Origin of the sequence: Microbacterium sp. CH-015 (genome assembly GCF_049707015.1) — a bacterium.
Lineage (GTDB): Bacteria > Actinomycetota > Actinomycetes > Actinomycetales > Microbacteriaceae > Microbacterium > Microbacterium aurum.
Genome location: NZ_JBNAFJ010000002.1, coordinates 256941 through 281229, shown reverse-complemented (window position 1 = coordinate 281229; position 24289 = coordinate 256941). Strand labels below are relative to the sequence as shown.

The 24289-nt window shown below is 72.0% G+C and carries 21 protein-coding genes and 1 pseudogene; 11 read left to right on the top strand and 11 right to left on the bottom strand.

From position 1 onward, the window contains the following. Positions 1–55: 55 nt before the first annotated feature. Both ACPYN4_RS06145 and ACPYN4_RS06140 read left to right on the top strand, forming a co-directional pair. Entirely contained in the window at positions 56–1312 is a 1257-nt protein-coding gene (locus ACPYN4_RS06145; protein ID WP_315548960.1) for a CDP-glycerol glycerophosphotransferase family protein, read from the top strand. Beyond that, positions 1309–2775, top strand: a complete 1467-nt coding sequence (locus ACPYN4_RS06140) for a CDP-glycerol glycerophosphotransferase family protein (protein WP_424445900.1) — start codon at positions 1309–1311, stop codon at positions 2773–2775. The genes ACPYN4_RS06145 and ACPYN4_RS06140 overlap by 4 nt, the downstream gene beginning before the upstream one ends. A 10-nt stretch (positions 2776–2785) precedes the next feature. On the opposite strand, the gene ACPYN4_RS06135 is transcribed toward ACPYN4_RS06140, so the two are convergent. Beyond that, positions 2786–3808: a glycosyltransferase family 2 protein gene (locus tag ACPYN4_RS06135; RefSeq protein WP_424445936.1), complete on the bottom strand. Its 1023-nt coding sequence runs from the start codon at positions 3806–3808 to the stop codon at positions 2786–2788. 158 nt (positions 3809–3966) lie between these two features. Here ACPYN4_RS06135 and ACPYN4_RS06130 point away from each other — a divergent pair, with 158 nt between their 5' ends. Next, positions 3967–5238: a CDP-glycerol glycerophosphotransferase family protein gene (locus ACPYN4_RS06130; RefSeq protein ID WP_424445899.1), complete on the top strand. Its 1272-nt coding sequence runs from the start codon at positions 3967–3969 to the stop codon at positions 5236–5238. Between the two features lie 45 nt (positions 5239–5283). Here the strand turns inward: ACPYN4_RS06130 and ACPYN4_RS06125 are convergent, their stop codons facing one another. From ACPYN4_RS06125 to ACPYN4_RS06090, 8 genes and pseudogenes are all read right to left on the bottom strand, one after another. Beyond that, positions 5284–6570, bottom strand: a complete 1287-nt coding sequence (locus ACPYN4_RS06125) for a maltokinase N-terminal cap-like domain-containing protein (RefSeq protein WP_424445898.1) — start codon at positions 6568–6570, stop codon at positions 5284–5286. A 114-nt stretch (positions 6571–6684) separates the two neighbouring features. Beyond that, positions 6685–6909 (bottom strand): SCO4848 family membrane protein, encoded by a 225-nt coding sequence (locus tag ACPYN4_RS06120; protein WP_239280529.1) that lies wholly within the window; start codon positions 6907–6909, stop codon positions 6685–6687. Continuing rightward, positions 6906–8141 (bottom strand): hypothetical protein, encoded by a 1236-nt coding sequence (locus ACPYN4_RS06115; protein ID WP_424445897.1) that lies wholly within the window; start codon positions 8139–8141, stop codon positions 6906–6908. The genes ACPYN4_RS06120 and ACPYN4_RS06115 overlap by 4 nt, the downstream gene beginning before the upstream one ends. A 201-nt stretch (positions 8142–8342) precedes the next feature. Next, positions 8343–9758, bottom strand: coding sequence for a DUF222 domain-containing protein (locus ACPYN4_RS06110; protein ID WP_424445896.1), 1416 nt, complete (start codon positions 9756–9758; stop codon positions 8343–8345). Between the two features lie 475 nt (positions 9759–10233). Then, on the bottom strand, positions 10234–10458 hold the full coding sequence (locus tag ACPYN4_RS06105; RefSeq protein ID WP_239280534.1) for a hypothetical protein: 225 nt from the start codon (positions 10456–10458) through the stop codon (positions 10234–10236). 26 nt (positions 10459–10484) lie between these two features. Further along, positions 10485–10769, bottom strand: coding sequence for a hypothetical protein (locus ACPYN4_RS06100; RefSeq protein ID WP_239280536.1), 285 nt, complete (start codon positions 10767–10769; stop codon positions 10485–10487). Between the two features lie 112 nt (positions 10770–10881). Further along, positions 10882–11817: pseudogene (locus tag ACPYN4_RS06095) on the bottom strand (hypothetical protein). 83 nt (positions 11818–11900) lie between these two features. Further along, positions 11901–12593 carry an NTP transferase domain-containing protein gene (locus tag ACPYN4_RS06090; protein ID WP_076690458.1) on the bottom strand — a complete coding sequence of 231 codons (693 nt, stop codon included), beginning with the start codon at positions 12591–12593 and terminating at the stop codon, positions 11901–11903. Between the two features lie 194 nt (positions 12594–12787). On the opposite strand from ACPYN4_RS06090, the gene ACPYN4_RS06085 reads away from it, so the two are divergent. The 3 genes from ACPYN4_RS06085 to ACPYN4_RS06075 all read left to right on the top strand — a co-directional run bounded on the left by ACPYN4_RS06085 (position 12788) and on the right by ACPYN4_RS06075 (position 16252). Further along, complete coding sequence (locus ACPYN4_RS06085; protein WP_424445895.1) at positions 12788–14389, top strand: ABC transporter ATP-binding protein; 1602 nt, start codon at positions 12788–12790, stop codon at positions 14387–14389. After that, a complete protein-coding gene (locus ACPYN4_RS06080) occupies positions 14365–15921 on the top strand; it encodes a hypothetical protein (RefSeq protein WP_424445894.1) in 1557 nt (518 codons plus the stop codon). Before ACPYN4_RS06085 ends, ACPYN4_RS06080 begins: the two co-directional genes overlap by 25 nt. A 67-nt stretch (positions 15922–15988) precedes the next feature. Then, positions 15989–16252 carry a DUF3039 domain-containing protein gene (locus ACPYN4_RS06075; RefSeq protein ID WP_287269486.1) on the top strand — a complete coding sequence of 88 codons (264 nt, stop codon included), beginning with the start codon at positions 15989–15991 and terminating at the stop codon, positions 16250–16252. Between the two features lie 4 nt (positions 16253–16256). On the opposite strand, the gene ACPYN4_RS06070 is transcribed toward ACPYN4_RS06075, so the two are convergent. Next, on the bottom strand, positions 16257–17600 hold the full coding sequence (locus ACPYN4_RS06070) for a nicotinate phosphoribosyltransferase (protein ID WP_424445893.1): 1344 nt from the start codon (positions 17598–17600) through the stop codon (positions 16257–16259). Positions 17601–17637: 37 nt separating this feature from the next. Here ACPYN4_RS06070 and murI point away from each other — a divergent pair, with 37 nt between their 5' ends. The 5 genes from murI to ACPYN4_RS06045 all read left to right on the top strand — a co-directional run bounded on the left by murI (position 17638) and on the right by ACPYN4_RS06045 (position 21772). Beyond that, on the top strand, positions 17638–18489 hold the full coding sequence (gene murI, locus ACPYN4_RS06065; RefSeq protein ID WP_424445892.1) for a glutamate racemase: 852 nt from the start codon (positions 17638–17640) through the stop codon (positions 18487–18489). Then, positions 18486–19226, top strand: coding sequence for a ribonuclease PH (gene rph, locus ACPYN4_RS06060; RefSeq protein ID WP_076690462.1), 741 nt, complete (start codon positions 18486–18488; stop codon positions 19224–19226). The genes murI and rph overlap by 4 nt, the downstream gene beginning before the upstream one ends. Before the next feature lie 40 nt (positions 19227–19266). Further along, positions 19267–19878: an RdgB/HAM1 family non-canonical purine NTP pyrophosphatase gene (gene rdgB / locus ACPYN4_RS06055; RefSeq protein ID WP_424445891.1), complete on the top strand. Its 612-nt coding sequence runs from the start codon at positions 19267–19269 to the stop codon at positions 19876–19878. A 102-nt stretch (positions 19879–19980) separates the two neighbouring features. After that, complete coding sequence (locus ACPYN4_RS06050; protein ID WP_424445890.1) at positions 19981–20889, top strand: cation diffusion facilitator family transporter; 909 nt, start codon at positions 19981–19983, stop codon at positions 20887–20889. Positions 20890–20920: 31 nt separating this feature from the next. Then, a complete protein-coding gene (locus ACPYN4_RS06045; protein WP_424445889.1) occupies positions 20921–21772 on the top strand; it encodes a hypothetical protein in 852 nt (283 codons plus the stop codon). A 4-nt stretch (positions 21773–21776) separates the two neighbouring features. On the opposite strand, the gene ACPYN4_RS06040 is transcribed toward ACPYN4_RS06045, so the two are convergent. Further along, on the bottom strand, positions 21777–24230 hold the full coding sequence (locus tag ACPYN4_RS06040; RefSeq protein WP_424445888.1) for an ATP-dependent DNA ligase: 2454 nt from the start codon (positions 24228–24230) through the stop codon (positions 21777–21779). Between the last annotated feature and the right edge of the window lie 59 nt (positions 24231–24289).

The window sequence follows — 24289 nt, the reverse complement described above, 5'->3', positions numbered from 1 at the left end:
CGCGACGCCGGGGCCGCTCGAAAAAAAGGACGCCACCGGACGATAGGCTCGCCGGGTGGCGTCCTTCTCGTTCGGCGCCGGCAACGCCGGGAAGCTCCTTCGCATCCCGCTGTACGCACTCGGTCGCGCGCTGACCTTCGCGATCCCGCGCACGCGCGACCTCTGGGTGTTCGGGTGCGCCGTAGGGCTCGCCGACGGGGCGTGGGCGCTGTGGGAGCACGCGGCGGACCGCGGCGAGCACGCGGTGTGGCTCACCGGCAGTCCGGCCGAGGACGCGGAGGCGCGGCGCCGCGGCATCCCCTCGGCTCGCAAGGGTTCGCTGCGCGGACTCTGGCTCACCGCGCGCGCTGCGGTCACCGTCGTCACCCACGGGTTCGGCGACGTCAACCGTTACGCCGCCACCGGCGGGGTGATCGTGCAGCTGTGGCACGGCATCCCGCTCAAGCGCATCGGGCTCGACGCGCCGGTCACGACGCAGGCGCCCCTCCCCGGTGCGCCGGCGGTCGTCCGCCGCGCCCTGGGACGCCTGCTGGCGACGTCGTACCGGCGCACGCAACGCCGCATCCGGGTGCTGCCGGCGGCCTCCGAGATGGTGCGGGGGCGGCTGGAGTCGGCATTCGGACTTCCCGACGACCGCGTCCCGGTCACCGGCGAGCCGCGCGTCGACGTTCTCTCGCGGGGGACGGATGCCGAGCGCCGGGCGTTCGCCCGGGCGCGGCTGACCGAGCTCGTTCCGGGCATCGGCGACCGTCGCATCGTGCTGTACGCCCCGACCTGGCGCGACGGCGCGCCCGACCCGGCCGCGCCCGATGCGGCGCAGGCGGCGGCGCTGCGGACCGTCCTGACAGACGCCGAGGCGATCCTCCTCGTCCGCTCGCATCCGCTCGGCGCGGGAGACTACGCGGCCGCCCTCGGCGCCGGGGGGCGGATGCTGGGCAGCGACCTCGTGGTCGACGTCACGCCGCTGCTACCCGCCGTCGACGTGCTCATCACCGACTATTCGTCGCTGGCGTTCGATGCCGCGCTCGTCCCGGTTCCCACGCTGTTCCTCGCGCCCGACCTCGCCGACTACGCGCGATCCCGCGGGTTCTACGGCACCTACGCGGAGGTCGCCGGCGACGACATCGCGCAGGACTGGACGCAGGCGACGGCGCTCGTGCGGGCTGTCCTCTCCGACCCCGCTGAGCGGGATCGCCGCGTCGCGCGGGCGCGGGCGCTCAGCGCGAGGGTGCACGCGTTCGATGACGGCGAGAACACCGCGCGCGTGTACCGTGCCGTACAGGCCGCCCTGGCCGCAGAGAGGCGTTCATGACGATCACCGCCCGCATCGACATTGATCCGGCTCCCGCGCTCGTCCTGCACGGTGACGGCACCGCTCCCGTCGCGGCGGAACTCGTCGGGCGACGCGCCCGCGTCGCCGCGACGCCGCAGGATGCCGGTGGGGGCCAGTGGTCGGTGGAGCTTCCGCTCAGCGCGGCGCGGTGGGGCAGCCAGCCGCTTCCGCTGCCGAGCGGGGCGTACGAGGTGCGCCTCGCCGACGCGGACGGCGCGGTGCGGGAGGTGCCGGCGACCGTCGCGGAGGTGGCGGCGGCGACACTGCGGGCACGCCTGGACGGCGATCGCCTCACGGTACGGCCGCCGATCGACCCGGCGTACGACTCCGGGGAGGGTCAGGCGGCGCTCGAGCGCCGCTACGCGACGCGCCCGCCCGGTGCGGAGCTGGAGAACGCCGTCTTCTTAGAGAGCTTCTACGGCCGAAACGCGAGCTGCAATCCGCGGGCCATCGACCGGGAGCTCGCCCGTGTCGCTCCGGGTGTCACCCGCTACTGGAGCGTCGTGGACCTGTCGGTCGCCGTGCCGGAGGGCGCCATCCCGGTGATCGAGGGCAGCCCGCAGTGGTGGCGGGCACGGGGAGCGGCCCGCCTGCTCGTCGTCAACGACTGGCTGCGTCGGCGGTACACCCGCCGGCCGGGCCAAGTCGTGCTGCAGACCTGGCACGGCACGCCCCTGAAGCGCCTCGCGCTGCACCGGCCCGGGTTCGATCCGCGGCGGATCGTCGCGGTGATCCGCGAGAGTCGCCGGTGGGACGTGCTGCTGGCGCAGAACGCCTACGGCGCCCGCATCCTGCGCAAGGCCTACGCCTTCCTGCGACGCCCGATCTGGGTGGAGGGCTACCCCCGCAACGATGTGCTCGTCACTGGCGACGGCACCGCCGTCCGGGCGGCGCTGGGGATCGCGCCGGACGCCCGCGTGCTGCTCTATGCGCCGACGTGGCGGGACGACCGCGACGAGATCGTCGACTTCCTCGATCTGGAGCGGCTCGCCCGCGACACCGACGCCGTCGTGATCGTGCGGGGTCATTCCCGGACGCTGCTCCCCGGTTCCGATGCGGAGGGCGCCCGTGTCATCGACGTGACGGCGTACCCCGACATCTCCGAACTGCTCGTCGCCGCCGACGCGCTCATCACCGACTACTCGTCGGTCATGTTCGACTTCACCGCGACGGGGAAGCCCGTGTACTTCTTCACGCCCGACGTGGAGCACTACCGGGGGGAGCTGCGCGGGTTCTACTTCGATCTGGCCGCGCACGCGCCCGGACCCCTGACCGCGACCCAGGCCGAGCTCACCGCCGCGCTCAATGATCCCGACGCGGTCTCGGCCGTCGCCGACCGCTACGCACGCTGGCGCGACCGGTTCAACGCGCGTGACGACGGACACGCGGCGGAGCGCGTGGTCGCCCGCATCCTCGATCAGGGGTTCGTGGATCGCGCCTGAGCGCGCGCGTTCAGGGCAGCGGCGTGTTGCGGTCGAGCCGTGAGGTGTCGACGTTCTCGCGGGCGCCGCGCGCCGCGCCGATGAGAAACCCGCTGCCCCACGCCAGGTGCATCGTCGGGATGACGACGAGGGTCCACAGCCGCTCACGGACGCCCGGGCCGGCCCGGCGGCTGCACGCGTACCCGAGGACGAGGAGGGCGTACGCCACGAGGGGCAGGTAGACGACGGATGCTGCAAGAGCGGCCGTACCGGCGAGCACACCCGTCGTCTGCAGGAGGCCGACCACGAGGGCGATCAGCACGAGCAGCACGAGGGCCGGCGGCGCGAAGAAGCGCAGCGAGTTGCGGCGGCCGTAGCGGCGCACCAGCTCACCCCGCCATGTGCCCGTCGAGCGGAACTGACGGGCCAGGCGCGACCACCGCTCGCGCGGCCAGTACGTGACGGCGAGGGCCGGATCGAACCACACGCGATACCCGGCGCGGCGGATGCGGAGGTTCAGCTCCCAGTCCTCACCGCGGCGGATCGTCTCGTCGAAGAGCCCCACCTCATCGAGGACCGCCCGCCGCATGACGCCCAGATACGCCGACTCGGCAGGGCCTGCAGCGCCGCCGGAGTGGTACGCGCCGCCACCGAGACCGATGGGGGAGTTGTACGCGCGGGCGACGGCGCGCTGGAAAGGGGTGCGGCCGTCGGCGCGCATGACGCCGCCGACGTTGGCGGCGCGGGTCGCGGCGAGGGTGGCCAGCGCACGCCGGGTGTAGCCGGGCTCGAGCTCGGAGTGCGCGTCCACGCGCACGATCGTGGGGTGGATCGCGGCGCGGATCGCGAGGTTCAGGCCCACCGGGATGTCGGCTTCGGGGTTGGCGATCAGGCGCACCCGCGGGTCGGTGGCCGCCAGGCGCTCGGCGATCTCGTCCGTCCCGTCCGTGGACGGGCCGAGAGCCAGTACGACCTCCGCCGGGCCGTCGAGCTCCTGCTCCAGCACGCTCTGCACCGCGCGCTCGAGGTACGCCCGCTCGTTCAGCACCGGCATGACGAAGCTGACCCCCGCATCCGCCGGGGGAACGGGCGCGTCCCGCTGGCGGTGATCGTCGTCGTGCACCCGTCGATCATGCCACGCCACTCGGGCCCGGGAGGGCGCCGTGGGCCCGCGACGGCGGGGCCGTCCCGGCGGGGCCGTACCCTGGAGGGGTGGGATTCCTCTCGGACGGGCGCAAGGCTGTCGCGCTGCTGCGCAAGGCGCTGCGCAATCGCCGCGCCGTCATCGATGTGAGGTCCCGCCTCGCGCAACAGCCGCGGCATCCGGCCCAGCACTTCCGCATCGCGGTGTACTTCGCCGACGGCGACGTCAACATGTACCAGATCCGGCAGTGGTACAAGCCGCTCGCCGAGATCGCGAAGACATGGCCCGTCGTCGTGCTCAGCCGCAACGCGACGGGGGCGCGGGCGATCCTCGCCGACGATGCGCTGCCCGTCGCGTTCGTGCCGACGGTGCGCGACCTGGAGCGCTACGTCGCCGACCAGGACATCCGTGTCGTGCTGTACGTCAACCAGAACACGCGCAACTTCCAGATGTTCCGCTACGGGCGGCGCTGGCACGTGTTCATCAACCACGGCGAGTCCGACAAGATGTACATGACGACGAACCAGTTCAAGGCGTACGACGTCGCGTTCGTCGCCGGTGAGGCCGCCCGCCGGCGGCTGGCGCGGGTGCTCTGGGACTACGACCTCGACACCCGCACGATGCAGATCGGCCGGCCGCAGGCCGATCACTACTCCGGGACCCTGCCCTACACGCCCGACGAGCGCACGGTCGTGCTGTACGCGCCGACCTGGGAGGGCGATCGTCCGTCGGCGCACTACGGCTCGATCGCGACGCACGGCGAGGCGCTCGCCGCGGCGGTGCTCGCCTCGCCGGCGCACCGGCTCATCTACCGTCCCCACCCGCGGTCCGGTGTCGTCGACAGCGCCTACGGCGCCGCGAACCAGCGGATCATCGCCGCGATCGCGGCGGCCAACGCCGCCGACCCCCGTGCGCAGCACGTCTTCGACGACCAGCCCGACCTCGGCTGGCAGCTGGCCGCGGCCGACGTCGCGGTGGTCGACATCTCGGCCATGGTCTACGACCGGCTCGCCGCCGACCGGCCGCTGATGGTGACCCGGCCCGTCGACCCGGCCGCGATCGTCGACACGCACGGGTATCTCTCGGATGCGGAATGGCTGGATGCCGACGACGCGCCCCGCATCCTGGAGGAGACCGCCCGGGTGCTGTCCGACCCCGATGCCGTGTCGCGGTTGGAGGGGTGGGTGCGTCACTACTTCGGTGACACCGCCCCCGGCGCGGCCTCGGCGCGGTTCGCGGCGGCGATTGGCGAGCTCATGGCGCGGTGGGAGACCTGGCATCTCGCCTCGAGCGATGAGGACGACGACGAGGCGGACGAGGCCGACCTCGACGACGAGTGACTTCGGGCGCGTGACGAGCCGCGCTCAGCGGGTGACGCGTCGCGTTCAGCGGGTGACGAGTCGCGTGATGGCCGCGAGCGGGATCGCCAGCCACGCGGGACGGTGTCGGGCTTCGTAGATCGCCTCGTAGACCGCCTTGTCGAGTTCCAGCGCGTTGAGGAGTGCACCCGAGGCCGTGACCCCCGACGCATCCCGGTACCCGCGGAGGAACGCCTCTCGCGCCGCATCCGCCCACGCGTCGACGGATGCCTGGGCATCGGGAGGCGCCAAAGCGAGGGAGCCGGCGACATAGTCGAACGAGCGCAGCATGCCCGCGATGTCGCGGAGGGCCAGGTCTGGCGCGCGGCGTTCGTCGATGGGGCGCATGGGCTCGCCCTCGAAGTCCAGCAGCACCCAGCCGCGACCGGGTACCTGCAGCACCTGGCCGAGATGGTAGTCGCCGTGCACCCGCTGCAGAGCCGGCCACCGTGTGCTCGCGGCGGAGACGTACGTGCTCTCGATCGCGGTGCGGTGCGGTGCGAGCTGCGGCACCTCGCTGAGGGCGATGGCCAGCCGGCGACGCCAGGCGCCCGTGATGGCCGCCTGCGCGTCCGCGTCGGCGGCCGGTGCAGGAAAGAGGCGGGCGAGGTCGCGGTGCACCTCGGCCGTGGCACGTCCCAGGCTGTGGGCGTCGGCGGAGAAATCGGCGTGATCGGCGGCGGCCGTCAAGGCCACACGCCAGGCGTCGGCGACGTCCGGGAAGAACTCCTGGGCGAACGCCAGCGACCCCGATTCGCGAGCGCCGATCGGCCCGGGGGAGGACCATTCGCCGTCGACGCGGCCGATCACACGCGGCACGTGCGGCGAGCCGGCTCCCGCGAGCGCAGTCTGCAGTTCGATGTCGGGGTTGAGTCCCGCGTGGAGCCGGCGGAACACCTTGCAGATGATCGGGGTGCCGTGCCCGGGGTGGAAGATGATCGACGTGTTGGACTGCTCGCCCGAGAGCACCTCTGCGCGGGCGACGTCCTGATCCGGGGCGATCGTGCGCCAGAGCGCGGCGGTGTAGGCCGGGTCGTGCGGGCCGTCGAGGAGGCGGCGCCCGGCATCGGCCAGTCCGATGAAGGATGCCGACGTCGCGGCATCCGTCGCCGTCCTGACCACGAGGGGCACCTGATAGACGATGGGCGCCCCTGGCGCGTCATCGGCGACGACGAGGACGCGCACTTCGGCGCCGGGATCGTCGGACGGCAGCGGCTCGTCGGACAGCACGCGCAGGCGGGGGATGCCGTCGGTGGAGGTGTACCAGCGCTGGCGCGGCAACCATGCCGTCAGGGCTGCCAGCGTGCTGTTCATGGATCGAGGGTAGTCAGCGGCGAGGAGACGTGTCGAGCGCGGCGCAGCGCATCGGGAGGGGAGGAAGCCACGGCGGGGTGGCCGGCGTCGGCGGCGGGTCTCACGCGACGTGCCTCACGCGGCGGGCGAGAACATCGCCGCGATGGCCGCGATGGCCGAGGCGAGGGCGATCAGCAGCGCCAGCGCGATCAGTACGGCATGCACGACGAGGAACCGGGTCGGCTTGCCGTCCGCCCCGCGAGCGCGGGGGTCTTTCGCGACGCGGGTGTAGAAGCGCGGCCAGACGACGACGTTGAAGACGGCGTTGAAGAGCAGCAGGGCGATGAGGACGGCGGTCACTCCCCGAGCCTACCGAGCGCTCCGACCAGCGCATTGCGGCGTGCCGCGCGGGACGCGGCGCGTCGGCTCCGGCGGTTCTGCGGCGGGCGGCCGTCGAAGATCCAGGCGGGGTAGGTGGAGTGCAGGATTGCGGCGTAAACGGGGGCCAGGGAGTTGGCGGGGTCGATGCGAGCGGCTTCGCGGACGAGCGTGTCGGCCGCCGAAGCGATGCCCACCGCCCAGCGCACCCAGGCGAGGGCGCACATGGCCCAGGAGCGCTCGGGCAGCCCGCAGTGGACGATGGCCCGCCCGAGCAGGTGCGCGCCCCGGTGCAGGCGGTCGGGGTCCGGGATCGTCGGTGTGTCGCCGACCAGCATGCGCGCTCTGCGGAGTTCGTCAGCTGGCATCCGTCCGCTCTCCATGTCTTCGCGGCGGATCTCGAAGGGCTGCACTCCGGCTTCGGCCGCGCGTTGCCGTGTCGCGAGCGTCACCTGCCACGATGCATCGGCGACTGCCCGACCGAAGGCGATCTGCAGCACCGTGCGATCGACGTCGCCCTCCGTGAGCATCGTCGACAGCAGGCGGGCGAGGCTCAGCGGTCCGACGGTGTCGGGGTCGCGGGCGAGCAGGTCTTCGAGCAGGTCGATCGGATCGGGCGGTGCGCACCGGCGCACGACGCCGAAGGCGTCGCATTCGCCGTGGTCGACGAAGCGATCGAGCAGGGCGAGGTCGACCTGCTCGGCCAACTCGGCATCGCGGACGGGGAGTCGCTCGGGCGCGGGGCGATGGTGGAGCTCGGCCGGGATCGCGGCGCGCGCGGCATCGAGCTCGGCGAGGTCACGCTCGCCCGCCTGCTCGAAGTACCCGCACCAGGCATCGTCTGCCACGATGGCGGCGTCCTTGATGCCGTAGCCGGCATCGGCGAGGCGTTCCATGAGGCCGGCGAGCAGCTCGATGAGCGGGTGCTCGGCGATCACGAACGGATCATCGGTGTAGGCGACCAGCGTGACGCCGTCGCAGTCGAGGCGGGCGAGGGTCGAGATCAGGTTGGGGGCCAGCCTCGCGACGACAGAGGGCACTTCGTCGACATCGCGCAGCGGGGGGAACGCGGTGCGGAAGGCGCCGCTGCTGCGCTTGTGCCAGAACGGCAGCACAGCGAGGCACCCCCGCAGCTCCAGCCCGCAGGACACCTCGGTGAGGGCGACGATCTCAGCGGTCGTGACGGCCTTGATGATGGTGGTCGGTTCATCCATGCGGCCATGGTGGCGCCAGTGCTGCGCGCGTAGGATCCGGCACCGGCGAACGGTGGATAACCCGCGAAAGTGCCCGCCTGTGGAGAGGGCGATGAGAGTCGGACGGCGGCGATCGCGTCGCGCTTCCCCCGGTGATCGCGTGCCCGCGCGGCGCTGCCCCGGTGATCGAGTGCCCGCGAGGGACGAGCGGGCGTATCGAGATCAGGTTGTGAGGATGTCGTGTTGGAGTCGGGTGGGGGAGGTGGTGGCGGGTCGCCACTGGTGGTCGGTTCCCCACCAGCCGGGTGCTTTGACTTCGGGGATGCCGTGGTTCATGCGGATCTGCCAGCCGATGCGGTCGAGGAATCGGTGGTGGTACCAGCAGAGGAGGACGCCGTTGTCGGTGTGGGTGGGGCCGCCGCCTGCGTGTTCGGTGACGTGGTGGATCTCGCACCAGGATGCCGGGACCCCGCATCCGGGGATGACGCACCCGCCGTCGCGGAGCGCGATCGCGCGCCGCTGATACCGGTTGAACACCCGGTCGCGGACATCGATCCGAATGATCCTCCCGTCATCACGGCTGGTGACGCGTTGAATCGTCCCGGCGCACGCCACATGCCGGGCCAGGGACACCGTCACCGGCTGCTCACACCCCTGCACGTGCGCATACCCCCGGCCGGACTCGAGATCTTCCGCGGTGACCGACACCACGAGAGTGGGAGCGTGACCGCCGATCGCGGGCAGCAGCCCACTGGACGCGGCAACACTGAGCGCGGCGGCGAGGACGTCGTGCTGTTTCTGCGCCCTCGTGCGGGTGTCTTCCGCAGTGAGGAGCGGCGACCCGTCCTCATACGCCGCTTCCGCTTCAGGATTATCGAAGGTGACCTTCGGGGCGAGGTGCGCGTCGAAGATGGTCTGCAGCTGCGCGGCGACCTCCGGCAGCAGGGTCCCGCGGACGGGCACCCCGTACGGGGTCGCGGCCCCGAGCGTGAACGACCGTTTCCGCAGCGCGGCGCGTTCGCGGGGTTCGGCACCGTCCGCGTCCAGCGCGAGCGCCCACGCCTGCGCGTGCACCCGGAGGATCCCCGCCGATGCCGGGGGCGCCCCGTGCGGGCCCTCCCCGCGGGCTTCCGCGACGACGATCTCCTCGGCGTGCCGCCGGGCCGACGGGGCGATCCGCGGGCTGGACGCCTGCAGCGGCTCGGTGATCGCGAGGACCCCGTCCACCCCGACCACCCCGTCGAGCATCGCCGAGCGGACCTGCGGGAACGCCGCGTCGAGAACCTCCCCGGTCGTGCCGGAGACCTCCGGCCGGACGGCGCGGGCGGCGCGCTGCAATCGGGTCGCGGTGCGCGGGTCGACGCGGGTGAGGTTCTCGACCAGTTCGGTCACGTTCCGACATCCCAAATGTGAGGTCATGAAATCGTCCCGGCAGCCGTGCTCGGACCGGCGGGTGATCTCCCCGACCGCGTCGACCAGCAGCGCCTCCGTCATCCGGGCCAGGTCACCGATCGCGGACACCTGCCGGGCGAGTTCATGCTCCGTCGCCCGCTCCAACACCCGTCCCGCGGCGGCATCCCGCACCAGCTGGGATGCCTGCGCGAGCAGGTCATCCAACGGGGCGGTGAGGAGGTCCATACCCTCCATTGTGGTCAGGGCCACCGACATTCACCGGCCAGAAAACCCCCGATCGACCCGGACAAACCAGACTCCGTCATGAGAATTCTCTCATGGGACGGTAGGGGCGTTTCGTCTCGTCGCGGGCGCTCCTCGCGGGGGGACCGAGGTGGGGTGCGCTGCCCACCGATCGCCTCGCCGCTGGTGCTCCTCGCGGGGACTGAGGGGGCGTGCTTGCGGGTCGTTGAGCGAGTCAGGAACGAGCGAGACGAAACGGCGCACGCGGTCCCGGAAGAGGTGGGGCGTTTCGTCTCGTCGCTGGCGCTCCTCGCGGGGCGACCGGGGTTGGGCGAGCTGGTTACGGTCGTCTCGTCGCTGGCGCTCCTCGCTCAACGACCGGGGTACCGTCGTCCCGTCGCTGGCGCTCCTCGCTCAACGACCGAGGGTAGGCCGCGCTGAACATCGCTGGCGCTCCTCGCGGGGCGACGGGGGAGGATCAGGGGCGGGGCGCGTCGGAATCCGGATCTGCCGCGGCATCCTGCTCGGCCTCTTCGACGAGGACCTCGATGGGAACCGAGAAGGCGACGCCGGCGGCGCCGAGCACGCCGATGTCATCGACGGCAGGGGGCAGAACCTCCGTGGGCTCGCGCGGTTCCCACGGCTCGGCGGGAAGCCCGGCCCACTCGATCGGCTCCTCGGGGCGGCTCTGGAAGATTCCCATACGCCTATTGTGCGCCTTCCGCGTGATCACAGGACGAAACGCCAGCAGTACTCCTCGTCGGTTCGCCAGCGATACCAGGCGACCGTCACGACCAGGGAGTCGGGGTCGGTGCCGCACAGGCACAGCGCGACATCCTCGCCGGGCAGCACCTGCCCGAGGTGTTCGGAGACCCCGTCGGAGCGGAACACGCGGACGAAATCCGCCGGTTCGGCGCTCGTGTTCGTGACGGTGGGGTGCCGGTCGTCCGCGGGGTGCACGGACCAGGGAACGCGGTACGGGCGGGGTCTTCCGGTGTCGAGGGCTCTCAGCATGCCCGCGACGGTAGGAGCCGCCACCGACCCGCCACGGCCGGAATCCCGGGATAGAGCGCCGATCTGTGGAAACTCCGTGGACGAGCGTGTCTGGGGAGAGACCGGTGCCGTGTCAGTCGGCGAGGAGAGCCGCGCCGTCGCCGTCCTCGTCGTCGCCGCGGCGCCGTTTCGGTGTCGCTTTCGCGACCGCGGTGCCCACGGCATCCGTCACCCGTCGCGAGCCCGCCGTCATGGCTGCTCCGGCGCGACGGAGGCGGCCCGCGGCCGCGGTCTCCAGGCGCGTGGCGCCCGGGCGAGGCTCCAGCTCGGCCGGGTACTGCACGGGCGGGACGCCGAACGCGCGTCGCGAGCCGATCACGACCCGCCGGCCGAGAAGATGATTGCCGGTCCCGCCCACAGCGGCGCCGATGCCGAACGGCAGCGCCTTGCCGATGATCGACGCGCCACCCTTCGCGGCGAACTGGTGGACGAAGGTCGTCTTCAGTCGATCGACGAGCGGGCCGACGGCGGCGCGGGGGAGCGACTTGGTGATGAGCTCGCCCCAGTATCGGTCGCGGCTGACGCCCTTGCCGGCCAGCTGCCGACCGAGCTACGCGACCAGGTCGACACCCTCCTTGCCGAGCATGAGCGTCAGCACGAGCGCCCGCGCCCGGTCGGGATTGTCCACGCGGATGCCGTGCAGCTCGGCGAGGGACTGTGCGAACAGGGCTGTGGCGTCGAGGAAGCCGACGGTCTCGACACCCGACAGCGCGAGCGTGACGCCGGTGCCGATTCCCGGGACGACGGCTGTCGCTCCGACGGCCGCGCCGCCGGTCGTGACGGTGGCGAGATACCGGCGTTCGAGCATCCGGACGATCTCGGCGGTCGTCGCCTCGGGGTGGCGTAGGCGGATGCTGCGCAGATGCGCGATCACGACCGGGCGCTGCACCTGCAGCACGCGGTCGAGCGCGCGGATCGTGCGGGGATGCTCAGCCGACCCCTCGGGCGGCAGACCGCCATCCCACGGGGAATCGTCGGGCAGCGAGTGGATGCGGTGGACCTTGGCCATGTCGGCTCGATCCTAAGCGGGCCCGCTGAGCGAGCGCTGTAGGACCCGAGGCCCGGTGCGCCGGGCGCGAGGGCCGGTGCGTGTCAGACGAACTGGTTCGCGCGCTCGAGGTCTTCGGCGAAGTCCACCTCGACGGCGTAGAGGTCGGAGATGTCCAGCGGCTCCAGCAGCAGGCCGTTCTCGACGATTGCGAGCTCGAGGCCGCGCTCGAAGTAGTCCTGGTCGTCGACCCGCCCGAGCTGCGCGATGAGCGCACGCTTGTCGCGGCTGGAGATGTAGTTGATGCCGACGGCCTCGCCGATGCCGCCCTTGACCGTCTTCGACAGCTCCTTGATATAGCCCTCGGCATCCACCGTGTACTTGACCTCTTCGTCGCTCACCTTCGCGGTGTTCACGGTGACGAACGACTGGTCGCGCTCGATCAGCTCGATCGCGCGCCCCAGGACGCGCGGGTCGAACACGACGTCCCCGTTCATCCACAGCACGCCGCCCTTGCCCGTCGCCTTGAGGGCGCGCAGCAGGCTCTTGGAGGTGTTCGTCTGGTCGTAGCGCTCGTTGTACACGTACTCGACGTGCGGGAACGCGTCGACGATGGTCTCGGCGCGGTAGCCGACGACGGTGGTGATGCGGGCGTTCCGGCCGAACGCGGCGCGGATGTTGTCGTGCTGCTGACCCATGATCGTGCGCCCGTCGCTGAGCTCGGTGAGGGGCTTGGGCAGGCTGCGCCCGAGCCGCGAGCCCATGCCGGCGGCGAGGATGACGGTCTGAAGGGTCAAGAGGTACTCCTGGGGAAGGTGTTCACTGTCAGTTCGACGTGCGGACACTCCTTCGTGCCGTCGCTATGGTAGCGAAGGCACCTGAGAAGGCGCAGGAAGGCCCTGGTCCGTTGTCGATTCGTGACAATCGGAGTACGCTCACACCCTCCGAAAGACGATATCTGGACGTCGGGGCGGCTTGCTAGGTTTGACGGGTGACCGCCTCCCTGCCGCTCCCCGAGGACGACGCGGGCGTGCACGCGCTGCCGCCGTTGCCCCCCGTCGCCGCCTCGCAGGCGGCGGCACGGTTCGACGCCGCGACGGATGCCGAGGCTTCCGCCGCAGCAGATGCCGCACCCGCTCCGGACGAGTCGGCACCCCGCCCGCGCCCGCCGCGCAAGACTCCCGCCGCCCGAGCGACGACTCCGCGCAAGCCCGCCGCGAAGCGCGCTCCGCGGGCCAAGAAGGCCGTCGTCCCGCCGCCGCCTCCGGAGATTCCGGCCGAGGTCGCCGCGGCCCAGTTCGAGGCCGCCGCGCATGTCGACCGAGACGCGATCGCCCTGCCGCCCGAGCCCGAGACCGACGCGCAGCCGCAGGTCGTCGTGGAGCCCGAGCCCGAGAGACAGGTTGAGCTCGAGCCGGAGCCGGTGCCTGATCTCGAGCCGGAGCCGGAGCCGGAGCCGGAGCCCGTAGTCGCGCTCGATCCGGAGCCTGAGCCTGAGGTCGCGCTCGATCCCGACGTTGAGCTCGAGCCCGAACCGGAACCCGAGCCCGAACCGGAACCCGAGGTCGAGCCGGAGCCCCAGGTCGAGCCGGAGCCGCAGATCGAGCCGGAACCCGGGGTCGAGCCGGAACCCGGGGTCGAGCCGGAACCCGGGGTCGAGCCGGAACCCGAGATCGAGCCGAGTCTCGAGTCGGAGCCTGTCGTCGACCCCGCTCACGACGACGTCGTTGCCGCGGACACCCCGGCTGCGGTGCCCGACGACGCCGACGCGCTGCTGCAGATCGTCACCGATGTCGACGTTGAGGTCATCACCGACCTCGATGTGGATGCCGCGGTGCCCGCCGTGCGGTTGCAGGGCGTCACCAAGGCATTCGGGGGAGTGCCCGCCGTCGACGGGATCGATCTGACGATCGCGGCGGGGAGCTTCTACGGGATCGTCGGGCCCAACGGCGCGGGCAAGACCACGACGCTGTCGATGATTGCGGGGCTGCTGCGCCCCGACAGCGGCACGATCACGGTCGCCGGCGTCGACCTGAAGGCCCAGCCGCGTCGCGCAAAGCGTCAGATGGGGATCCTCCCCGACCGACTCCGCACCTTCGACCGGCTCACCGGCCGGCAGCTGCTCCACTATTACGGTGTGCTGCGGGGCCTGCGCGCGTCGGTCGTCGAGAGCCGCATCGCCGATCTTGCGCGCGCCTTCGACCTCACCGACGCGCTCGGGCGCACGGTCTCGGACTACTCGGCAGGCATGACCAAGAAGCTCATGCTCGCCGGCGCGATGATCCACTCGCCGCGCGTGCTCGTGCTCGACGAGCCGTTCGAATCCGTCGACCCCGTCTCCTCGGCCGTGATCCTCGACATCCTCACCGCATACGTCGAGCACGGCGGAACCGTGGTGCTCTCCAGCCACGGCATGGAGCTCGTCGAGCGGGTGTGCAGCGGCCTCGCGGTCATCGTCGCCGGTCACGTCCTCGCGGAAGGCACCGTCGACGAGGTGCGCGGCGAGCGCACGCTCGAAGAGCGCTTCATCGAGCTGGCGGGCGGGATCAGCGACGTGGAGGGCCTGGAATGGTTGCACACGTTCTCCGACTGAGGCTCGACCTCCTGATCGGTGCGCTGCGCGGCGACCCCCGGCGGGCCACCCGCAATGCGACGGCCCTCGTGCTCCTCGTCATCGCCGTCGGGGTCGTCTGCGCCGGCATCCTGAGCCTGCGCACCGCGCCCGACGACGTCGCCTTCGCCGTGACGATGATCGGGTGCTCGGCCCTGACACTCGGCTTCTTCGTCGCGGCGATCGTGGGGGGAGCCGACGACCAACTCGATCCGCGGCGGTTCGCCGTGTTCGGCGCCACCCCGCGCGCGACCGCGTGGGCGACGCTGCCCGCCAGCGTCATCAGCGTCCCCGTCCTCGGCGTCGTGGTGGTCGCGGCGGCGCTTGCGACGATGTGGATCGCCCACGGCGCGACGACAGCGGTCGCCGTGGCATCGGCGATGCTGGGCGTCCTCACCTGCATGCTGTTCGCGAAGATCGCCCTCGCGATCGTGGGGCTCGTCCTGCGTGATCGGCGTTCCCGGGAGCTGACGGGCGTCTTCCTCATCGCGACGCTCGTCGTCGTCGTTCCGGTGGTGGTGTTCCTCGCCTCGCTGGAGTGGCGTGGCGAGGTTCCCTCTGCGCTCACCCAGGCCGTCGATGTGCTGGCACTCACACCGCTCGGTGCGGCGTGGTCTCTCCCCGCCAGAGAGCTGACGGGGTCGTTCGCGGCGCCCCTGCTCGTGGCGGTGGTGACCCTTCTCGCGCAGACCGCGCTGTGGCTGTGGCTCGTCGACCGACTCCTGACGACGACGGAGCGGCCGGGGTCGGCGCGGGAGCGTCGCGGCCTCGGCTGGTTCGACCTCACCGGGGGCACGCCCACCGGCGGCATCGCGGCGCGCAGTCTCATCTACTGGCTCCGCGATCCGCGCTACCTCGTCAACGTCGCGATCGTGCCGGTCGCGGCGATCGTGACGATCGTCCCGCTCGTGCTCGTCGGGGTGCCGTTGGCGACCGCGGTGCTGCTGCCCGCCCCCCTCATGGCGCTCTTCCTGGGATGGCTCGCGCACAACGACCTCGCGTACGACTCCACGGCACTGTGGATGCACATCGCGAGCGCGGTCCGCGGCAGCGCCGACCGTGCCGGGCGGCTCGTTCCGGTGGTGGCCGTCGGCATCCTGATCCTCGCCGTCACCATCCCGGTGACGGTCTCACTGCACGGGCGGTGGGCGATCCTTCCCGCCATGGTCGGTGTGTGCGCGAGCCTCTTCCTCTGCGGGCTCGGCCTGTCGTCGGTCGCCTCCGTCGTCGCCCCCTACCCGGTCTCCCGTCCCGGTGACAGTCCCTTCCAGCAGCCGCAGCGCACCGGCGGCGGGCTGTCGCAGGGGGTCGTGCTCGTCGGCGCCGTGGCGCTGAGCCTGCCGTCGCTGTGGTGGGGATGGCTCACCCTCAGCGTCGACGCGGAATGGGCCTGGACGGCGCTGTGGGGCGGCATCGGCATCGGGGTGGTGGTGCTGATCGCGGGCATCCTCGGCGGCGGCGCGGTCTTCGACCGCAGCGGCGGACGTCTCATGGAGTTCGCCGAGTCGACCTGACCCGGCGGACTCCTGGGCCTGTGGAAACCCGCCTCGTACGCGGTGTCCGCCGCTAAACTCGAACACCATGAGCACCCCACTGGATCGCCCCGACGACGGCGGTGTCGCCACCCTGGACCGCGAGCTCGAAGAGCTGCTGCGCGAGGAGAACATCGAGCCGGGCGACCACGAGCGCTTCTCGCACTACGTCAAGAAGGACAAGATCCTCGAGTCCGCGATGACCGGCAAGCCGGTGCGCGCGCTCTGCGGCAAGAAGTGGACGCCGGGACGCGACCCGGAGAAGTTCCCCATCTGCCCCACGTGCAAGGAGATCTACGAGTCGATGATCTGACCCGTCAGCCGGCGTCGGTGTAGACCGTCGGCAGAGCGGGGTCGGAGCGGCTCAACGCGAGGGCGCGCACCGGCAGCTCCTCGCGCACCCGCGCGTGGTGCGCACGGGCCGCGGCCACTCCGGCGGCGCCTTCATACCCGGCATCCGCCTCGCCGTGCTCGACCAGGGTGACGAGCAACGGCCGCGCGTCGGGATGCCGGCTCGCCGGCGACAGCTCCTCGAACCCGTCCGAGACGACGATGAGCTCGCTCGTCGCGGTCCCCTCATCGAGCGTGCGGAAGGCGGCCTTGCGTCCGCCCTTGGACCCCTTGTCCGTCGACGTCTTCGCCACCGCGACCCACCCGCCGCCCGCGTCCTGGCGCGCGACGAGCTTGTAGACCATGCCCGCCGTCGGCGCCCCCGAGCCGGTGACCACCGACGTGCCGACGCCGTAGGAGTCGACGGGGGATGCCGCCAGCGCCGCGATCGCGAACTCGTCGAGGTCGCTGGTGACCGTGATCTTCGTCGCCGTGGCGCCGAGATCGTCCAGTTGCGCGCGCACCGCCGCCGCGACGGTCGGCAGATCGCCGGAGTCGATGCGCACCCCGCCGAGCGCTGTGCCGGCCACCCGGATCGCCGTCGCGACGCCCTCGCGGATGTCGTATGTGTCGATGAGCAGCGTCGTCTCGGTGCCGAGCGCGTCGATCTGGCTGCGGAAGGCCTGCTCCTCGGTGTCGTGCAGGAGGGTCCAGGCGTGCGCGGCGGTCCCCATCGTCGGGATGCCCCAGGCGCGTCCGGCCTCCAGGTTGCTCGTGGCATCGAAGCCGGCGATATAGGCCGCCCGCGCCGCGGCGACGGCGGACTGCTCGGCGGCGCGGCGCGACCCCATCTCGGCCAGCGGGCGGTCGCCGGCGGCGATGCTCATGCGTGCAGCGGCGTTCGCGACGGCGGAGTCGTGGTTCAGGATGCTGAGGGCGATGGTCTCCAGCACGACGGCCTCGGCGAACGTCCCCTCCACGATGAGGATGGGGGAGCCGGGGAAGTACAGCTCTCCCTCGCGGTAGCCGCGGATCGTGCCGGTGAAGCGGTATCCGGCGAGGAAGTCCAGCGTGTCGCGGCTGACCACGCGGTGGTCGCTGAGGTAGCGGAGCTCGTCGTCGCCGAACCGGAAGTCGCGCAGCTGCTGCAGCAGGCGACCCGTGCCGGCGACGACGCCGAAGCGGCGGGCGCCCGGGAGGCGCCGGCCGAAGAGCTCGAAGACGCAGCGGCGGGATGCCGTGCCGTCGCGCAGCGCCGCATCGATCATCGTCAGCTCGTACCGGTCGGTGAGCAGCGCGGTCGACGGTGCCTGAGCGTCGCGGGGGGTCATGCGTTTCACCCTATCGATGGCGGCGTAGGCTGGGAGCGTGATCCTTCGGCGCGCTCAGGGACGGGACGCTCCCATCGGGATCTTCGACTCCGGCGTCGGCGGACTCACCGTCGCCCGGGCGGTCTCGCAGCTGCTGCCGCGGGAGTCCGTCCTCTACATCGGCGACACGGCGCACTCGCCCTACGGTCCGAAGCCGATCGCCGACGTGCGCCGATACAGCCTCGAGGTGCTCGACACCCTCGTCGACCAGGGCGTCAAAATGCTCGTGATCGCCTGCAACACGGCATCCGCCGCCATGCTCCGCGATGCACGGGAACGGTACGACGTGCCTGTCGTCGAGGTCATCGGCCCGGCCGTGCGCACCGCGATCTCGATGACCCGCAATCGCCGCATCGGCGTCATCGGCACGGTCGGCACGATCGGATCGGGCGTCTACCAGGACATGCTCGGCGTCAACGAGGACCTCGCCGTGTTCGCGCAGGCGTGCCCGCGCTTCGTGGATTTCGTCGAGGCGGGCGTCACCGACTCGCCCGAGGTGCTCGCGGCGTGCGAGGAGTACCTCGCGCCGCTGCGTCATGCGGGCGTCGACACGCTCGTGCTCGGGTGCACGCACTACCCGTTCCTCGAGGGGGCGATCAGCTACGTCATGGGCGAAGGCGTGTCGCTGGTCTCCAGCGACACCGAGACGGCCAAGGACGTCTACCGCCAGCTGGTCTCCCGCGACCTCCTCGCGGGGCCAGACGCCGTGCCGACCCACGTCTACGAAGCCACCGGCGACTCCGCCGACCACTTCCTGAACCTCGCCGATCGGCTGATGGGGCGCGGCGTCTCCGCCGTCCGCCTCGTCCAGACCGGCGCCATCGACCTCCCGAAGGGGGAACTCCCGTGACCGAGTCCACCACCGCCCGCGCCGACGGCCGTACCGTCGACCAGCTCCGCCCCGTGACGATCGAGCGGGGGTGGAGTGCGCACGCCGAGGGCTCCGCGCTCATCTCGTTCGGCGGTACGAAGGTGCTCTGCACCGCGTCGTTCACCGGCGGCGTGCCGCGCTGGCTGACCGGCAAGGGCAAGGGCTGGGTCACGGCGGAGTACGCGATGCTTCCCCGCGCCACGAACTCCCGCAACGACCGCGAGTCGGTGCGCGGCAAGATCGGCGGGCGCACGCACGAGATCTCCCGCCTGATCGGCCGCGCGCTGCGTGCGGTCGTGGACACGAAGGCCCTCGGCGAGAACACGATCGTCATCGACTGCGACGTGCTGCAGGCCGACGGTGGCACCCGCACCGCCGCGATCACCGGCGCCTACGTCGCGCTCGCCGACGCGATCGAGTGGGGGCGCGCGAAGGGCCTCGTCGGCAAGAACGCGAAAGTGCTGATCGACTCCGTCGCCGCCGTTTCCGTCGGCATCATCGACGGCGAGCCGATGCTCGACCTGGCCTACGTCGAGGACGTGCGCGCCGAGACCGACATGAACCTCGTGGTGACCGGCCGGGGCTTGTTCGTCGAGGTGCAGGGCACCGCCGAGGGTGCCCCGTTCGACAAGCGTGAGCTCGACGCCCTGCTGGAGCTGGGCGTCGCCGGCTGCGCGGACCTGCGCGAGGCGCAGACCGCCGCACTCGCAGGCTGACCGTGCGTCGGATGTGTCCAACTCCTTCGAATCGAGCGTGATGAGCCAGAGAATCGTCCTCGCGACGCACAATCCGCACAAAGTGGAGGAGTTCGCCGCGATCGTCGCGGCCGTCCGACCCGATCTGGAGGTCGTCGGCTACGACGGCCCCGAACCGGTGGAGGACGGCATCACCTTCGCGGAGAACGCCCTTATCAAGGCCCACGCTGCCGCTGCGCACACGGGGCTCGCCGCCCTCGCCGACGACTCGGGCGTCTGCGTGGACGTGCTGGGCGGCGCCCCCGGGGTGTTCTCGGCGTATTGGGCGGGGCACCGCAAGGATGCCGGGGCCAACCTCGACCTGCTGTTGGATCAGCTCTCCGACATCGCCGAGCCGCACCGCGGTGCGCAGTTCGTCTCCACGATCGCGCTGGTCGTGCCGGATGCCGACGGCACGGGCGCGGCCGAGCACACCGTCGAAGGCGTGTGGCACGGTCGCCTCGCGACCGCTCCCTCCGGCACCGGCGGCTTCGGCTACGACCCGGTGTTCCTCCCCGACGGCGAAGGCGGCCGCAGTGCGGCAGACCTGTCGGCGGCCGAGAAGAACGCCGCGTCGCACCGCGCCCGCGCCTTCGCCGCCCTGGTGCCGCTGCTGGAGCGCCTGCCGGGCTGACGACGCCGCGCGGGAGGCTCGGCACGGCGAGTGAGAATCACGATCATTCCCGACTGCGGCGGCATCGGCCGGTTCGCCCCGTGGCGGCAATAACCTGCCGTCATGCATGACCACGCGCCCTCCGGCATCCGCGACGCCAGCAATCAGCGACTGCTGACGATCTCGCTGTGCCTGACCGCGGCGATCATGCTCGTGCAGATCGCGGGCGCCATCCTCACGGGATCGCTCGCGCTCCTCGCCGACGCGGCGCACATGTTCGCCGACTCGTCGGCGCTCGTCATCGCGCTCATCGCCTCCATCGTCGCCGCGCGGCCGGCCGATGACCGCAACACGTACGGATATCAACGCGCCGAAGTCTTCGGAGCGTTGATCAACGCCGTCATCCTCATCGCGCTGATGGCGTGGATCACCGTCGAGGCGCTGCAGCGTCTGCTGGCCCCGGTCGAGGCCGACGTCGCCGCGCCCCTCATGCTCGCCGTGGCCGCGGTCGGCCTCGTCGCCAACGCCGTCTCGATGTACCTGCTGTCGGCGGCGCAGCGGCGCAGCATCAATGTCCGCGGCGCGTATCTCGAGGTGCTCGGCGATCTCATCGGCTCGGCCGTCGTCATCGTCGCCGCGGTGATCATCTGGGCGACCGGATGGATGCCGGCGGATGCGGTGGCCTCGCTCGTCATCGCCGTGATGATCGTGCCGCGTGCCATCGGCCTCCTCCGCGAGGCGTTCTCGGTGCTGGGGGAGCGGGCTCCCCGCGGCACCGAGGTCGGGGCGATCCGCGATCACATCCTGCGCGAGCCCGGCGTCGTGGACGTGCACGACGTGCACGTGTGGCAGCTCACCCGCGGGGCGCCCGTCTTCACCGCGCACGTGGTGGTGGAGCCGGGCGTCCTCGCCGGCGGCTCGGCTGCCCTGCTGTCGCGGCTGCAGGGCTGCCTCTCGGAGCATTTCGACGTCGAGCATTCGACCTTCCAGATGGAACCGGCCGGCCACCGCGAACACGACGCGCACACCTGACGCCGGCGCCCGCTGTGCGACGATGCTCATGATGGATGACGAGACGCTGATCGAGCTCCGCGCGCTGCGTGCCCGCGCGTACGGGCCGGATGCCGACATCGACGCCGATCCGGCGGCGCGCGCCCGGCTGGCGGAACTGGAGTCGTCGGCGCGGGCGGCGGCATCCGCGCCCGAGCCTGCCAGGCCGACGCCCACCGACGGGCCGGGGCGCCACGACGCGTCGGCGACGGACGCCGCGCCCGCGCCCGACGGCGCGGCCGAGCCCGCCGCCGGCCCGGAGGCCGACGCCGGTCCGGAGCCCGATGCGGCACCGGAGCCCCCGCCGGTTCCGGTGCGGGAGCGACTCGCGCGGGCGTGGCGTCGCCGGCCGGTCGCCATCGCGTGGACCGGGTCGCTCGTGGTCGTCGCCGCGGTGGTCGCCGCCGCCACGTACGGCGTCGCCGCGGTCCGGCCGATCTCGCCGGCGACCGGCGCCACTCAGATCGCGACGCTCGACGACGGCGACGAGAGCGACGCGGCGTGGCTCGACGGGTGGTGGGGCGCCGGCAGCGCGGCGACGGCATACGACTTCCACGGCCTCATCGTCATCCACTCGCCGGTCGGCGTGTTCACCAACGGAACCGACTGCCTGACCGTGGTCCCGGCGGGCGCGGTCAGTCAGGACGGCACCACCATCGAGGGTCAGATGTACTACGGCTGCGCGGCGGGGGCGTTCCCCGCGGTCGCGCAGTTCACGATCTCGGAGACCTCACCCGACGAGCTTCAGGAGGCCTTCGGCCTCGGCACCTCGCTGCAGTTCGTACTCGCGCCCGAAGGGGTCGGGGTCTTCGCCGATCCGCCGCGACCGACACCGTCGGTGTCGGCATCCATCGTCGCGGGGTGAGCGCTCAGACCTCGCGGCGCACGGCGTCGGGGGCGACATCGGGGCGCAGCCCCCGCCAGCGCGCATGGCGCAGTGTGCCGCCCGGGGTGAACTCGGCGAACTCGACCTCGGCCACTCGTTGTGGACGCACCCACAGGGCGTCCGACGCGTCCGCGGCGGGAACGCCCGTGAACGGGTTCTCGTCGGTGCGAAGCGGCGTGAGCACGTCGGCCAGTCGCGTCAGCTCCCGTTCGCTGAAGCCCGACCCCACACGCCCCACGTAGCGCAGTTCGCCGGCCTCCGGGATGCCGAGCAGCAGGGAGCCGATGGTGCCGGTGCGACCACCTTTGCCGGGGCGGATGCCGCCGATCACGACATCCTGCGTGCGCGTCAGCTTGACCTTCAGCCATTCCTCGCTGCGGGCGCCGCGGCGGTAGGGGGCGTCGGGGTCTTTCACGACGATGCCCTCGAGGTCGAGCTCCCGCGCCGTCTGCAGGGCGGCATCCACGTCGGCCGCGACCGGCGGCAGCACGATCGCGGGAACAGCGTCGGCGGCGATCTCCTCGAGGATGCCGCGGCGCTCGCGCAACGGCCGGGCGGCGACGTCGGCGTCCGCGGCGCGCAGCACGTCGAACAGGATGTAGGTCACCGGCACCCGGCGGGACTCCCGTTCGATCTCGCGGGGCGTCGTCAGGTGCATGCGCGACTGGAGCCGGGAGAAGCTCGGCCGCCCCGCGGCATCCATCGCCACGATCTCACCGTCGATCACGGCCGGGGCGGCGCCGAGCCCCGCGTCCACGGCGGTCAGCTCGGGGTAGCGCGCGGTGATGTCGGTGCCGCTGCGCGCGCGCAGGCGCAGCCGCCGACCGTCCCACGTGCCGATCGCCCGGATGCCGTCCCACTTGAACTCCACCCACGCCTCACAGCGACGCGCCGCGGCGGCGCGTGCCCGTGCCGGCGTGGCGTTCACCGCGAGCATCGGCGCGTCGTCCGCCGCCGTCGCGCCCCGCGGGCGCACCGTCACCGGCGAAGACGCTGGCGCTGCCGGCGATTCCGGCGCCGCCGACGATCCCGCCGGCGAGGGCGCCGCCGCGGGGCGAGGGGCCATCCGGTGCAGCAGCCACTGCGACTTCTCGCCGGCGCCGGAGGTGCGGATGAGGGCGAGGCGCACGACACCGAGCGGCCCGCCGGGGCGGCCGGTCAGCGTGAAGATGATCTCGTCCTCGCGCCACTTCTCGGCCTCGTACGTGCCGGTGTCCCACACCGTCATGCTGCCCGCGCCGTACTGTCCGGCGGGGATCTCGCCGGCGAAAGTCAGGTACTCGATCGGGTGCGGCTCGGTCATGACCGCGAGATGGTTGCGATCGGTCGTCTCGGGGATGCCGCGGGGGACCGCCCAGCTCTCCAGCACGCCGTCCCGTTCGAGCCGGAGATCGAAGTGCAGCCGCCGTGCGTGGTGCTCCTGGATGACGAACCGGAGCGCGGCGCCGGACGCGCCCGTAGCGGCGACGCGAGCGGCGGAGGTCGGGAACGGCTCCGGCGTCGCGTCGGCCGCGCGCTTGCCGACGTAGGCCGTGAGCGGATCGGCGACAGCGGGAGCAAGCGGGGCGAGCAGATCGCCCGTGGTCGCCACGCGCTCGAGCACCTCGTCGAAGCGCAGGTGTCGCAGGAGCGGATCGTCGAGCTCGTCCCACGTGCGGGGCGCTGCGACCATCGGCTGGGCGCGTCCTCGCAGCGAGTACGGCGCGATGGTGGTCTTCGCGCCGTTGTTCTGGCTCCAGTCGACGAAGACCTTGCCGCCGCGGACGGCCTTCGTCATCGCGCTCACGACGAGATCGGCGTGGTCGGCCTCCAGCGCCCGGGCGAGCTCGCGGGCGAATGCCGAGATCTCGTCGCTCGAGCGCGTGCCGTCCAGCGCCGCGTACAGGTGGATCCCCTTGGACCCGCTCGTCACGGGCAGCGGATCCATGCCGACACCCTGCAGGATCTCGCGTGCCCACCGCGCGACCTCGGCGCATTCGGCGAGGCCCGCACCGGGTCCGGGATCGAGGTCGAGGACGAGGCGGTCCGGCGCGCGCCGTGACGAACCGGCGGAGCTCCGCGCGGCGTCGAAACGCCACTGCGGCGTGTGCAGCTCGAGGCTCGCGACCTGGGCGAGGTACACGAGTCCGGCGACGTCGTCGACGAGCGGGTAGTCCTTCGCCCCCGAGGAGTGGTCGATCGCCCGGCGTCGCAGCCAGTCGGGGGCGCCGGCTTCGAGATCCTTCGCGAAGAACGGGGCGTGTCCGGTCCCCTCGGGCCAGCGCAGGCGCGTGACCGGACGGCCGGCGAGGTGTGGCAGCATCCACGGCGCGATCCGCGAGTAGTAGTCGATGACCTCGGCCTTCGTCGTGCCCGCCTCGGGGTAGAGCACCTTGTCCAGATTGGTCAGCCGCAGGCGACGGCCCCCCACCTCGACGACCTGCCCCGTGCCTGCCATGTGCGCAAGGCTAGCCGCAACCCCTGGCGGTGACGGCTGTGGCCGGTGTTCACTGGGGG